16 protein-coding genes are annotated in these 13,230 nt (G+C 41.8%); 7 read left to right on the top strand and 9 right to left on the bottom strand.

The genetic code is table 11. The annotated features are described in order from the left end of the window. Window positions 1-11: 11 nt before the first annotated feature. The 4 genes from NSTC745_RS14170 to NSTC745_RS14155 all read right to left on the bottom strand — a co-directional run bounded on the left by NSTC745_RS14170 (window position 12) and on the right by NSTC745_RS14155 (window position 4,055). Window positions 12-1,667 (bottom strand): hypothetical protein, encoded by a 1,656-nt coding sequence (locus NSTC745_RS14170; RefSeq protein WP_445637701.1) that lies wholly within the window; start codon window positions 1,665-1,667, stop codon window positions 12-14. A 17-nt stretch (window positions 1,668-1,684) separates the two neighbouring features. Continuing rightward, the gene (locus tag NSTC745_RS14165; RefSeq protein WP_445637700.1) at window positions 1,685-2,578 is read right to left on the bottom strand and encodes a trypsin-like peptidase domain-containing protein; all 894 of its coding nucleotides are present in this window, start codon (window positions 2,576-2,578) and stop codon (window positions 1,685-1,687) included. Between the two features lie 6 nt (window positions 2,579-2,584). Continuing rightward, complete coding sequence (locus NSTC745_RS14160) at window positions 2,585-2,926, bottom strand: CU044_2847 family protein (protein WP_445637699.1); 342 nt, start codon at window positions 2,924-2,926, stop codon at window positions 2,585-2,587. 883 nt (window positions 2,927-3,809) lie between these two features. Continuing rightward, on the bottom strand, window positions 3,810-4,055 hold the full coding sequence (locus NSTC745_RS14155) for a hypothetical protein (protein ID WP_445637698.1): 246 nt from the start codon (window positions 4,053-4,055) through the stop codon (window positions 3,810-3,812). A 252-nt stretch (window positions 4,056-4,307) separates the two neighbouring features. Between NSTC745_RS14155 and NSTC745_RS14150 the strand changes: the two genes are divergently transcribed. Together NSTC745_RS14150 and NSTC745_RS14145 are read left to right on the top strand one after the other, a co-directional pair. Continuing rightward, window positions 4,308-6,284, top strand: coding sequence for an AMP-dependent synthetase/ligase (locus NSTC745_RS14150; protein WP_445637697.1), 1,977 nt, complete (start codon window positions 4,308-4,310; stop codon window positions 6,282-6,284). 43 nt (window positions 6,285-6,327) lie between these two features. Next, window positions 6,328-6,777, top strand: a complete 450-nt coding sequence (locus NSTC745_RS14145) for a YlqD family protein (protein WP_096541063.1) — start codon at window positions 6,328-6,330, stop codon at window positions 6,775-6,777. A 75-nt stretch (window positions 6,778-6,852) separates the two neighbouring features. On the opposite strand, the gene NSTC745_RS14140 is transcribed toward NSTC745_RS14145, so the two are convergent. Next, window positions 6,853-7,377, bottom strand: coding sequence for a hypothetical protein (locus tag NSTC745_RS14140; protein ID WP_445637696.1), 525 nt, complete (start codon window positions 7,375-7,377; stop codon window positions 6,853-6,855). Window positions 7,378-7,794: 417 nt separating this feature from the next. Then, window positions 7,795-7,920, bottom strand: coding sequence for a hypothetical protein (locus NSTC745_RS14135; protein WP_445637695.1), 126 nt, complete (start codon window positions 7,918-7,920; stop codon window positions 7,795-7,797). A 25-nt stretch (window positions 7,921-7,945) separates the two neighbouring features. Between NSTC745_RS14135 and NSTC745_RS14130 the strand changes: the two genes are divergently transcribed. After that, window positions 7,946-9,241 carry a dihydrolipoamide acetyltransferase family protein gene (locus NSTC745_RS14130; protein WP_445637694.1) on the top strand — a complete coding sequence of 432 codons (1,296 nt, stop codon included), beginning with the start codon at window positions 7,946-7,948 and terminating at the stop codon, window positions 9,239-9,241. Between the two features lie 265 nt (window positions 9,242-9,506). Then, window positions 9,507-11,294, top strand: coding sequence for an aspartate--tRNA ligase (aspS, locus tag NSTC745_RS14125; protein ID WP_445637693.1), 1,788 nt, complete (start codon window positions 9,507-9,509; stop codon window positions 11,292-11,294). A gap of 92 nt (window positions 11,295-11,386) precedes the next feature. Here aspS and NSTC745_RS14120 read toward each other — a convergent pair whose 3' ends face one another. Further along, complete coding sequence (locus NSTC745_RS14120; RefSeq protein WP_445637692.1) at window positions 11,387-11,749, bottom strand: hypothetical protein; 363 nt, start codon at window positions 11,747-11,749, stop codon at window positions 11,387-11,389. 32 nt (window positions 11,750-11,781) lie between these two features. Further along, window positions 11,782-12,144 carry a papain fold toxin domain-containing protein gene (locus NSTC745_RS14115; protein WP_445637691.1) on the bottom strand — a complete coding sequence of 121 codons (363 nt, stop codon included), beginning with the start codon at window positions 12,142-12,144 and terminating at the stop codon, window positions 11,782-11,784. Between the two features lie 106 nt (window positions 12,145-12,250). Between NSTC745_RS14115 and NSTC745_RS14110 the strand changes: the two genes are divergently transcribed. Then, complete coding sequence (locus tag NSTC745_RS14110) at window positions 12,251-12,535, top strand: hypothetical protein (RefSeq protein ID WP_445638786.1); 285 nt, start codon at window positions 12,251-12,253, stop codon at window positions 12,533-12,535. Here NSTC745_RS14110 and NSTC745_RS14105 read toward each other — a convergent pair. Then, a complete protein-coding gene (locus NSTC745_RS14105) occupies window positions 12,474-12,758 on the bottom strand; it encodes a type II toxin-antitoxin system HicA family toxin (protein ID WP_445637690.1) in 285 nt (94 codons plus the stop codon). The two genes, NSTC745_RS14110 and NSTC745_RS14105, sit on opposite strands and share 62 nt — an antisense overlap. On the opposite strand from NSTC745_RS14105, the gene NSTC745_RS14100 reads away from it, so the two are divergent. After that, window positions 12,688-12,891: a hypothetical protein gene (locus NSTC745_RS14100; protein ID WP_445632650.1), complete on the top strand. Its 204-nt coding sequence runs from the start codon at window positions 12,688-12,690 to the stop codon at window positions 12,889-12,891. The genes NSTC745_RS14105 and NSTC745_RS14100 overlap by 71 nt on opposite strands. 19 nt (window positions 12,892-12,910) lie before the next feature. Next, window positions 12,911-13,183, top strand: a complete 273-nt coding sequence (locus NSTC745_RS14095; protein ID WP_445632651.1) for a winged helix-turn-helix domain-containing protein — start codon at window positions 12,911-12,913, stop codon at window positions 13,181-13,183. Window positions 13,184-13,230: the final 47 nt, after the last annotated feature.

Genomic DNA, 13,230 nt, shown 5'->3' with positions numbered 1-13,230 from the left:
CTACTCCCCAGTTAATTATTTTGAATCGCTTCATCAAGCTTTTGAATTAAATCTCTATAGGGTGTATCATTATATTCATCATTGTGTAGATAGTAATTGACAAGAAACTGAAATTCCCAGTCATTTTCTACTTCAGATTTCAGCGTATAAAGAAATTCATGTACTTGCTCTCGGTCTGTATTGCGAAATATTCCCAGAGTTTCTTCAACGGTTTTATCAAAAAAATCTTTGCGGAGTTTTTGTCTATAAGCTAAACTATTAGCACCAAAATTAATAAATCCAGCGTGTTGTTGGAGGCTTTGAAAAAAATACTGCATAGACCAAGTACCCGCAACAGCAGAATTATTTTTTGATTTCAATTCGTGAATATATTCCCAGCAAATTTGAGCCGCTTCACTACAAAGTTTTTGAAAGTTATCAGGCGAAGTTTCTCTCAGAAGACCAATAACTAGTAGCCGCCGCGTCATGCCATTTTTGATGATAGTTTTATCGCGAGTAAAAATAGATGTCTTTGTCAGTTCAGCATTTAATTTAAAACTATCATCGCTGAAAGGTAACTGAAATCTCCGAACCGCTTCCTTTAATACCCAAGTACCATTGAGTATGGGAAATATACTTAATTTTTCAATTGATTCGTAGAGATGATTATTTTCTGTTGTCAAGGTTTCTTTAATTTGATCTCTACACTTTTTGAGGTTTTTTTCCCATAGTTGGTTTCCATAACTGTTTAAAAACCAACTGACTGTATAACCACCACTGCGATAAACTTTTAGTGCTTCAGCAATTCCCCCTGGGTGTCCGCCAGTTAAATACAGTAAGTGTCCTGCAAGGAGAGCAACACTTTCGGAAGTCATCTCGATTGGCTTGAGATATTTTGTTGCTGTATCCTGAATCACTTCCCAGTTAAAAGGAGAAAGGATTAGTTTTGGAAAAGTACGATCTAAAGGGATATCAATCAGACACCGAGCTGCAATCACAACTCGAAGCCTCCGGGAATTATCTTTAAAGAACTGTAATTCTTTCAAACATCTTTCAATTCTCCATGTAAACTCCTTAAGATCGTTAAAAATTTCGTTTAAACGTTGCTTTGGTGGGGCATTTCCATCCAAATCGATGAGCAGTACAATACCTTTTTTCCCCTGGGATTGCCATTTAGCCCAACTTCTATGTAATAGTAAGCCTAAACCCTCTCCCAAACTTAATTCATATCCTTCTGGTAGGGAAAGTTGCAGAGAGCTTGCTAATCGTTTTTCTAAGTCTTCGCTACTTTCATCACTAAACATAGAAGCATAAGCACAACACCATTGCAATTCTTGAAACCGCCCCATAATCTGTTTGAGAAATTCTGTTTTCCCATAGCCTTTAGGAGCAGTTACCAAACGATAAGGAGGAGAATTAATCGCTGTAATCTCACTAATTGCATCATCACGATTAGTGAATGGAATTTTATCGGGTTCGCGCTCTAGAGATTCTCGATTTAGCTCGTTTAATTCTGATTCAGCTTTTGCCATCTCATCGAATTTATCATCAATTTGCCTTTGTAATTTGTTCTTATCTACATCATCGAGGGTACGCGATATTTGCCTGCCGATCGTTTCAATATCAGTTTTTAAATGAGCTATTAACTGTTCTAAATAGTTTTTGCGTAATTCTGAAGAATTGTTCATTGTATTTAAAAGTTAAATTAATTGCTGATAATATTAAGTTCGCTTTCTACTCGCTCAAGTTCTTGTAGTATGCTGTTAATTTGGCGTTGGATGATATTGCGATCGCTAGCACTAAGTGTATAGTTGAGTTGATTGTAAGCTGCTTCATAATCACTACTTAGAACGTCAAAGCGTTGTTGCAAAGTTTTGATTTTGAGTTGTTGCACTCTGCTTTTAATAGTCTGGTTATGAGCATTTGGCGAAACCGACAAAGCTATTTCATCCCATACTTGACTCAATACATCCACAGGAATCATAAAAGCAGTCTTGGTATCTTCTCGCAGTTTCTCCGCCGCCACAGCCATCCCAACCACTCCCACAAGGGTTTCATCCCATATAGGCGCACCACTAAAGCCTGGTTCTATCCTGTAGCCAGTTACCTTACTGTCTTCGAGTTGCACCCATCCCTTGCCTTGGCTGTCTCGCAACACTCCTGTGGCCCAAACGCCATCATTGTGTCCGTGAGGAAAACCAAATATCCGGAAAGGATGCTCCCAAATATTCCTAGCTGAGATTAGCTTGATTGGTTGAGCTTCTTTAGGCAAGGGGCCTTCTATTTCCAACCCAGCAATATCTTCAAGCTTAGAAATTGATACATTACTAATAACAGGTTGCCAAAAAACAACTTTCGCTTTTAGTTGTTGCCCTGATGCAATTAAAGGGAAATCTAAATAAATATTATTACTAGGAGCTTCAACTATATCCTCTGGTAAAGATAGAGCTGAGGTTACAACGTGAGCGCATGTCAGAATATAATTACGAGTGCGACCAGAAGCTAAAAAACCTACACCAACTACCGCACCATTCGCATGAAAAATTCTGGCGATCGCCGATCTAAAAGTTTGAATATAATTATCTGTACTCGCTACCATACATTACTATCCCTTGTCCTGCTTCCATTTCAAGGTAATTTCGTAGTTAGCTTCACCACCTACAGAAGTGAAAATTGCACCCACACCAGCATTTAACTTAATCCCAAACTTCACCTCTACCTCATCGGCTGGTGTATTCAACTGGCTCAATTTGGTGATAATAAGTGAAGCTACAGGTTGTATTTGATCTAATACCTCATCAAATTTCTTTTTAGCTTCGACTACCATTTGCCCTGTGTCTGGTCTGGCGACACGTGTTAGAGCATTGCTATTTTCTGACTCATCAACTTCAGCTAAAAACTTTGTGCCATCTTCGAGAAAAAATTCTGCAATTTGTTTCCGATTCATAGTGAAACCTGTTATTTTCAACTAATAATTTGTCGAGATTGCTAACAACAAAACACAAAGCGTCCCGATTTCAATTTTGCCTTTGGTTATGGGTTTACTCACCACTCCTCATCTGATTAAGCCTGTGCCAATACTCTCCGTACCCATCATTTGTTGATTTATAGACTACTAAGTAGTCTCACAACCCAAATTTGAGGGCTAAGGAACGAACCACACCGAGCACAGAGACAGTACTAGTAGTCTGTGAACTTTCTAAATAAACAGCTAAATTCTTGCTGCTTGGGCATACAAGCTATTTGACGTGTAATAGATTTAACAATCGTTATGTTAATTGTTATATTAGTTATATATGTAGTTTGGCTTCAATTAGTAATTATACTGGCTTAGCTATAAGAGTCCGATTTGATTTTTGAAACATATCAATATATATACTGCCATAACAAGCATTAAATATCACAATAACTTTTATTGTGACATGGACGTCCTCACTCGTCCGGGCGGGCAGGATGCCCACCCCACAAGAGCTAAATTTTATGCACTATTTCAGCCTTGATACGCTACTACGTGTATTCAACAATCAAATATGAATCCTATATAAAATTACTTAGATTTAAGTAAGTATGCAAGAATCAATTAAACTAAATTAAATAATGTAAAATTAATTAAATTTTCTGTAGTCAGCGCCTCCAACCCTTGACTTCTCAAGTCTGTTGTAGGTCATTGCTGGGTATCACAGCGATGCCACTCCAGCTGCGTAGCTCATGGAAATAAGAATCCCCATCTCAAAGAGATTCTACGAAATTAGAATGAATATGCGTTCAACAGTTAATTAGAATAGCTGCTCGTCAAAAGCACTGAAAAACTTTTACTTGCAAATAGTCTATTAATTCGGCGAACAACGATCGCAAAAATCAGGACTAAATTTGCAGTATTGGCTACCCGTCAATGGGTAAACTGTACAATAGGGAAAACTTGTAAGTTGAACTTTGGCTGTTTGTAATTCTGAACTATTTGCCGATAATTCACTAAGTTTACTTTTATTAGCCGTAAAGATAGCTATCAGTTTAGGTAATGCTATACAGGCAGCAATGTTTATCAGCGTTAACAGTGTTGCGTCTATCGAATTCATAGGTAATCATCCCCTGCGAAAAGTAGGCGTAGGCGTAGCCCGTCGTAGAGATCGCTGTTTTTAACTGCAAACGCGATCCATAGCTTGCAGTCTATGTAAATCAATATTAACATAAATTTTTGTAAATATAAAGGTGGAATTCCTGGAACGATCGTACACAAAAGAGAATGTGGATAATGAGGACGGTTATTGTAGCCTAATAACAAAACAAGCTCCAAAAGCGATCGTTTGAAAATGTTTAGTTAAGGTGTTATGTCAAAAACTCAAACAGCGTCTTCTTTTTTATCTGATATCAGCGAGCAAGAACGCCAAGCATTAAAGAAGCTGGTAGATTATACAAATGTGCAATCGCTACCAGAAATTTGGCCTTTGGCAGCTGGGGAATTTGGTGATATCGTTGCCCTGCAAAACCCCCACGCTAAACCAGCAATAACGATTACCTATACTCAGTTAGCAGAAAAAATACAACTATTTGCTGCTGGGTTGCAAGCGTTGGGAGTAAAACTAGGCGATCGCATTTCCTTAATTGCTGACAACAGTCCTCGGTGGTTTATTGCCGACCAAGGTATCATGACTGCTGGAGGAGTTGATGCGGTGCGTAGCTCCCAAGCTGAAAAAGAAGAACTGCTGTTCATCATCGCCAACAGTGGCAGTACAGCAGTGGTAATTGAAGATTTGAAGACACTTAAAAAACTGCAAGAACGCCTCAACGATCTGCCGATTCAATTCGTCATCTTACTTTCAGATGAAGCACCACCCACGGAAACGCCCTTAAAAGTCTTAAATTTTGCCCAATTAAATGAAATTGGAGCAAAACATAATTTTGTCCCAGTCAACCAAAATCGTGATGCCCTAGCAACCTTAATTTACACCTCTGGCACCACCGGCAAACCCAAAGGTGTGATGCTCTCCTATAGCAATTTGATGCACCAAGTCACAACATTTGGCACAGTATTGCAACCAAATCCAGGCGATATGGTTCTCAGTATTTTGCCTTCATGGCACAGTTACGAACGAACTGTTGAATATTACCTATTATCTCAAGGTTGCACGCAAGTTTATACTAACTTGCGCTCGGTCAAAGCAGATTTGCGGCAATTTAAGCCCAACTATATGGTGGGTGTGCCCCGTTTGTGGGAATCGATTTATGAAGGAGTGCAAAAACAGTTCCGCGAACAACCAGCCAACAAGCAACGCCTGATTAAATTTTTATTAGGCATCAGCGAGAAATATATTAAAGCGCGGCGAGTTGCCGAGGGATTGGATTTAAATAATCTTCATGCCTCAGGCGTGGAACGATTTGCAGCTAGCATACAAGCATCAGCTTTATTACCCCTGCATAAGTTGGGAGAAAAACTAGTTTATGCCAAAGTGCGGGAAGCCACAGGCGGAGAAGTCAAGCAGATGATTAGCGGCGGCGGTGCGCTTCCCAGACACATCGATAACTTCTTTGAAATTATTGGCGTCCAGATTTTGCAAGGTTATGGCTTGACAGAAACTTCTCCGGTTACCCACGTGCGTCGTCCTTGGCGAAATTTGATTGGCGCATCGGGGCTACCACTCCCGGCAACAGAAGCTAAAATCGTAGATCCTGAGACAAAAGCGCCTTTGCCACCAGAAACACGAGGCTTGGTATTGTTAAGGGGGCCCCAGATTATGCAAGGCTATTACCAAAATCCCGAAGCCACAGCCAAAGCAATTGACTCTGAAGGTTGGTTTGATAGCGGCGATTTGGGTTGGTTAACACCACAAAACGACCTAGTGCTAACTGGTAGAGCGAAGGATACCATTGTCTTGACTAACGGCGAAAACATCGAGCCGCAACCCATCGAAGATGCGTGTTTGCGATCGCCATACATCGATCAAATCATGCTTCTGGGCCAAGACCAACGCAGCTTGGGAGCCTTAATTGTCCCCAATCTCGAAGCCTTAGAAAAATGGGCAGCAACTCAGAATTTGACACTGGATATACCAAGCGATCGCGAAATTTCCTCATCAAGTCAAAAAATAGACTTGGAGAGTAAAATGATCCAGGATTTATTTCGCCAAGAATTAAATCGCGAAGTGCAGAATCGTCCAGGGTATCGACCAGATGACCGCATCGGGCCGTTCAAATTCATTTTGGAACCATTTTCCATCGAAAACGGCTTGATGACACAAACATTGAAAATTCGACGACACATCGTTGTGGAACGGTATCGCGATATTATTGACGGCATGTTTGCCTGATGATTCCACCCGCCAACTATATAAGAGTGAACGTGAAATATTTATGGATGTCTCCAAATCTCATTTGCTGTTGAAACGCGTCGTCAACGTTAAAGTGATTGTTACTCCCCTCTGGAAAGAGGAAGTACAACAGCAGCTGCAAGCGCAGATTAATCAACTTGACCAGCAGCTGCAACAGCTAGATGTTGAAGGACAAAGAGCGATTAGTGCAATTCAAAAACAGAGTCTGCAACCACCAGGCCCCCAGACCCTCCAACAAATTGACAATATTCAACTCCAAGTCAATCAAAAGAAAAGTGAATTCCTAGAGCAGAAAAATCAGTTGCTGCAAAACCTCCAGCAAGTGCAGTTTCTCCAACAGGATCAAGAAGTCAACCAATTTCAAATGGAAGGCTTTTTCAAAGTAGAAACTGGAGATAACTTGATTAGCAAAATGCAAGTCGAAATTGTTCTGCGCGATGGCGTTGTCGAAGAAATTCGCGGCGACATTTAAATTTGTCTGTTGTCATTTGTCATTTGTCCTTTGTCCTTTGTCTTTTGTCCTTTGCAAATGACCAATGACCAATGACTAATGACAAATCTGATTTAACTTCGTGTGGGGGCGGCTTCCAGACCAACATTCCACCTGGGAGCCAGCCCAAACAATTTGCCACACTGGGGGCGAACTAATAAAAAGCGATCGCCCAAAGGTCGTCATCTCCACTCGATATTTAACTGTATCAACAGAATTATTACCGGGCTTGGTTTGTGTAATGGTCACCAAGGCTTGATTTCGTTCTGGATAAGCCACCTCTACCTTTCGCGTTCCTCCCACTAAGGGTATGTCCTCAAAAGCATTCAAAGCGAGTGTAGCAGGGTCGCTTCCTTGGAGAGATGAGTTAATACTTTCTAGAGGTATAGTTTTATAGCTGGAACGCCCTGGGTATGCTACAACCTCCTGAGACTGATGAATCGCTCTTACCTGCTGTGGTTGGCGATCGATATTATCAACAATCACTGGAGATTCCTGGCGTCCAGTCATCAAAATTCCAGCGCCAGCAGTGGCAAAGACGGTGAATACCACAATCAAAAACAATCTTAACTTTGCCGACATAAAAGTAAACAGGAATTTCAAACAGGTTGATTACCAATTTTGAATTCTAGATTGAACTATATCCCATATCCTCTACCTTGAAGAAGCTCCTCGATCTCAAGCAGTGGTATGAGGAATATAAATGTATTTATCTGTAGCAATCTCATTTGATTTGTGAGACACTCTTGAAGGTTTTTGAAAGCCATCAACCAAAACAAGATATTAACTATCCTTTAACAATAATTCTGTAGTATAGACCTTTAAATCAGATTTAAGTTCCTGAATTTGGGCATTGGGTATGGGGCACAGGGGCAGGGAGCAGAGGGGCAGGGGAGTGTGGGGAGAGAGGGGGGATGGGGGAGTGTGGGGAGTGTGGGGAGAGAGGGGGGATGGGGGAGTGTGGGGAGTGTGGGGAGAGAGGGGGGAAAGATTTCTTCACTATCCTCCCACACTTCCCACACCTCCCACACCTCCTGCTTGCCCAATGCCCAAAATATAAAATCTCCAATCTAAAATTCTTTTATCAAGATACAATTCGATCTGACAAAAGCTGTTAAAGTCCATTAACCATTGATTCCCAAACCACCCTATGAGCATTCACGAAGTATTTATGCCGGCGTTGAGTTCCACCATGACCGAAGGCAAAATAGTCTCCTGGGTGAAATCGCCAGGGGACAAAGTGGAAAAAGGCGAAACAGTGGTGGTTGTAGAGTCAGATAAGGCAGATATGGATGTAGAAACCTTTTATGAAGGGTTTCTTGCCCATATCATAGTGCAAGCTGGTGAAACTGCCTCAGTAGGATCTGCGATCGCCTTCATTGCCGAAACCGAAGCTGAAATCGAAACTGCGAAATCTCTTGCCAATTCTGGCGGTGCTGCTGCTAGTCCTTCTCCCGAACCAGTTCCTGTGGCTGCTTCGGTTGGAATTCCTACTTTGGCGTCTCAAAACGGCTCTAACCATCGCGAAGGAAGACTTGTAGCTTCACCCCGCGCCCGTAAGTTAGCCAAAGAACTCAAAGTTGATTTGACTGCACTCCAAGGCAGTGGCCCCTACGGTCGCATTGTTGCCGAAGATGTGGAAGCAATTGCTAATAAAGGTAAGCAACCCGCCCCCGCTCCAATTGCTGCCCCACCAACACCAATTACCCCAGTAGCGCCCTCTGCACTACCGACACCACCAGCCGCACCCACACCAGCCGTGGCAGCTGTTCCTGGTTCAATCGTGCCTCTAACTACCTTCCAAAATGCGGTAGTACGGAACATGGTAGCTAGTCTATCTGTGCCTGTATTCCGTGTTGGTTACACCATTACCACTGATGAGTTAGACAAACTTTATAAACAAATTAAATCCAAAGGCGTAACAATGACGGCGCTACTGGCAAAAGCTGTAGCGGTAACATTACAAAAACATCCACTTTTGAATGCTAGCTACTCAGACCAAGGAATTGTTTATCATTCTGATATCAACATTTCTGTAGCTGTGGCAATGGATGATGGCGGATTAATTACACCCGTGCTGCAAAATGCAGACGCAGTGGATATTTATTCTCTATCGCGTACTTGGAAGTCTTTAGTAGAACGTGCCAGAACAAAACAACTACAACCCCAAGAATATAACAGCGGTACTTTTACTCTGTCCAACTTAGGGATGTTTGGCGTAGATAAATTTGATGCCATTTTACCACCAGGACAAGGTTCGATTTTAGCGATCGGTGCATCCCGTCCGCAAGTGGTAGCAACACCCGACGGTTTATTTGCCGTGCGCCAACAAATGCAAGTAAATATTACTTCTGACCACCGGATTATTTACGGTGCCCATGCTGCGGCATTCTTGCAAGATTTGGCAAAATTGATTGAGACAAATGCTCACTCTTTGACACTGTAGTTTTGAAACGCCAAATTTAAATGTTAGCCGATGTAGAGACGTTGCATTGCAACGTCTCTACCAACCATTTTGTGGATAACGAGGGATCTGACTTTCATTCGCCAGCCGCATCCTCTTCGGTCATGAGTTACCTAGATATATAGAGGAGTTAGATTATTCCGTTTTTTGTGGAACTGGAACTACTACAATTACTATTGATGCTAGATAATGGGGAAGCTTTGACATTTATTTGCCAATCTAGCCCTGGAAACAAGAACTAACAATTATGCGAACTCACTATTGCGGCGAAGTCCGAAAAGAACATATTGGAGAAACTGTTACCTTTTACGGATGGGTAGACCGTCGCCGCGATCATGGGGGCGTGATATTTTTAGATTTACGCGATCGCTCTGGCATTGTTCAAATCGTCAGCGATCCGCAACGCACCCCCGATTCTTACGAACAGGCAAACGCCCTGCGAAATGAATATGTTGTCCAAATCGTTGGTAGGGTAACGCAACGCCCCCAAGAATCTCTAAATCCCCGTCTACCCACAGGTGAAGTAGAAATTTACGCAGATAAAATTCAACTACTCAACGCTGTCCGCAAACAATTACCCTTCCAAGTTTCCATAGCCGACAGCGAAACGGTACGGGAAGACTTGCGGCTGAAATATCGCTATTTAGATTTGCGACGCGAACGTATGGCAAAAAATTTGCAGTTGCGTCATCAAATTGTCAAAGCCATGCGCCGTTACCTCGAAGATTTGGAAGGTTTCATCGAAGCCGAAACACCCATACTTACCCGTTCTACTCCCGAAGGCGCTAGGGATTATATCTTACCCAGTCGCGTCAACCCTGGTGAATGGTTTGCTCTACCACAATCACCACAGCTATTTAAACAATTGCTGATGGTATCCGGTTTGGATAGATACTATCAAATTGCCCGTTGCTTCCGTGATGAAGACTTACGCGCCGACAGACAACCAGAGTTCACCCAGTTGGACATGGAAATGAGCTTCATGTCCCAAGAAGAAATTATTGAACTCAACGAAAAGTTAGTTTGCCATATCTTCAAAACGGTTAAGGGCATTGAATTACAGCGGCCTTTTCCTCGTCTCACCTACGCCGAAGGAATGGAACGCTACGGTAGCGATAAACCAGATACCCGTTATGGTTTGGAATTAGTTAACGTCTCAGATATCGTCAAAGACTCTGGTTTTAAAGTCTTTCGAGACACTGTAATTAATGGTGGTGTCGTTAAAATCCTACCCATTCCCAACGGCAACGATGTAATTTCTAATGTCCGCATTAAACCAGGTGGCGATATATTCAAAGAAGCCAGCGAAGCCGGTGCTAAAGGTTTAGCTTATATCCGGGTAAGAGACGATGGCGAAATTGACACCATTGGCGCAATTAAAGACAACCTCAGCGAAGAACAAAAACAGGAAATTCTCCGACGCACAGGTGCCAAAGCTGGACATTTGTTGTTATTCGGGGCTGGCGATGCTGCTACCGTTAACAAAACTTTAGATAGATTGCGGCAAGTTATTGCTAGGGAATTTGGATTAATCGATCCAGAAAAAATTAACTTGCTGTGGATTACAGATTTCCCCATGTTTGAGTGGAACGCTGACGAAAAACGCCTCGAAGCACTGCACCACCCGTTTACAGCACCCCACCCTGATGATTTGAGTGACTTAAAAACAGCACGCGCCCAAGCTTACGACTTAGTACTTAACGGCGTGGAAGTTGGCGGCGGCAGTCTGCGGATTTATCAGCGAGAAATTCAACAACAAGTATTTGATGCGATCGGTTTGTCTCCTGAAGAAGCGCAAAATAAATTCGGCTTTTTGTTGGAAGCATTTGAATATGGTACACCGCCTCATGGTGGCATCGCCTACGGTTTAGACCGTTTAGTAATGTTGCTAGCTGGAGAAGAATCCATTCGCGATGTGATTGCTTTTCCGAAGACGCAACAAGCCCGTTGTTTGTTAACAGATGCACCTTCTGGCGTAGATGCCAAGCAACTCAAAGAATTGCACGTTGCTTCGACATATAAGCCCAAATCGTAATCAAAAAAAAGGGAAGCAAAAAAGTATCTAGTAGGGTGTGTTATGCCGTAGGCTAACGCACCACTAGTAAATTAAGGTGTGTTACGAAGACATCAACTTTTCTTACTGACTTCATAACTAGCAGTTACCTTCTGTTGATGTTCTAAACTTTTGTCTCGACTTTGAAACTCATCTAACAACTGATAAAAAGTATTAAAACCCTCTTGTTCATTCCCACAGTGGAGCATGATAATTTTTGCCCAAGAGTTAGAAGTTGACACATGATATTTTTTCTGTACCCAAGGCTGAAAATTTTCATGGAAATCATCTTCCCATGCTGTGGGTTCAATATCCAACTCTCCTCTAGCAAATTCATATCCAACAAGAAAATGAAATAAATCACTCACAGAAGCCCTACCAATATACATCCCCGGCTTAGACTTAATTTTTTGCAAAACTTCATATAGTCCGCCCATATAAAACCCCCATTTAAAGCTATAAAAGTATTTTATAACTGTGGCAATTCTTGAACGATAAATTGTTCGCTTGGACAGATAAAATCATTAATCCAATCTTCTTTCGTCAATCCATCTGTTGAGAGATTATCAAATACTCGCCCGCGAACTTCTACGCCGTTGTGTTTACCATTAAGTGTAATTGACTCATTTATCCCGCAACGCTCTAAGCGCTTACTCAGAATATAATATTCTTTACGCTTTTTCGTTCTCAGAAAAATAATTTTTCCCTCAATACCATTTTCTTTTAACCATTGCTTTACAGCAGTAGCGCATTCGTCACATTTATAAAGATTAAATTTTGCGACTATTTTACCGACTTCCTGATAAATCTCGTTATCAGATAACTGACTCACCTACTTACCCCGACATATAATAAATGCACAAATGATATTACTATCAGTTAGTCTTAGCGATCGCTGCTTAATTCAAAAATAATTCAGCCTACATAGTCACTAGGGTATGTTGCTGCTGAGAGTACAGCATCTTGAGTTTTTGACTGATTGTCTTGATTTTATTTCTACAATTACTGAGCGTTCTCAGATTAAAACTTTTATCGAATTTGATAGTGCTGTGCAGCACTCTCTAGTAACTCAGGCTAATTCCGCAGCTAACAGTCTTGTGCAGGGGATGAGGTGGTATTGGTTGTCTCCATTGATTTTATGTCTCCGTATTATTTTTACTGCTACTCCAACATTTTTTCAACGGTTAAACCAATGTCACTTGCAATTTGCCGTAGCAATCTAGGTGAAATATCACGTCCCTTGTGAAAAGGTACGGTTGTTCCTCGACCATCTTCGTGGCGAAACTGTTTATGTGAACCTTTCTGATACCAATTCTGTATGAAGATGCGCCAAACTAGGTCAAACTTATAGATGGGTGCATTGAGTAACTTTGTGATGAGTCGTCCATTCCAAATTGAGATTTCAGAAAGCCAAGAAGAATTGGAGAAAGCTGTCAAACATGCCACCACGGCAAGCAGTAAAGAAAGATTACAAATGCTCTATTGGCTCAAGAGTGGTCAAGTTAGCAGCAGGCGATCGCTTGCAGAACGTTTAGGACGCTCTGGTAGCAACCATAACTCGTTGGGTAAGGAAGTATAAAGATCAAGGAACAAGGGGCTTGCTTGAAGTCAAACATGCACCCGGAAAAGCTCCGAGCATTATTGGTTCAGACTTAGAACGCTTGGAACAGCGGTTACAGGAGCCATCTGGGTTTACTAGCTATGGCCAAATTCAACAATGGCTCAAGAGCGAATTAGGGGTTTCACTTGCCTACAAAACAGTCTATGAAATTGTTCGCCAGCGTTTGGGTGCGAAGTTAAAAGTGCCTCGTCCTCAAAGTACCAAACAACACCCACAAAGTCTATCTCACTTTAAAAAAAACTGCCTTTAGCATTCAAATTCTTGCAGGAGGAATTTGGAGCGGGGAAACGATTGAGG

The organism is Nostoc sp. DSM 114161 (assembly GCF_052692665.1).
The sequence above is the reverse complement of the archived record's forward strand: the minus strand, read 5'-3'. Positions and strand labels throughout refer to the sequence as shown.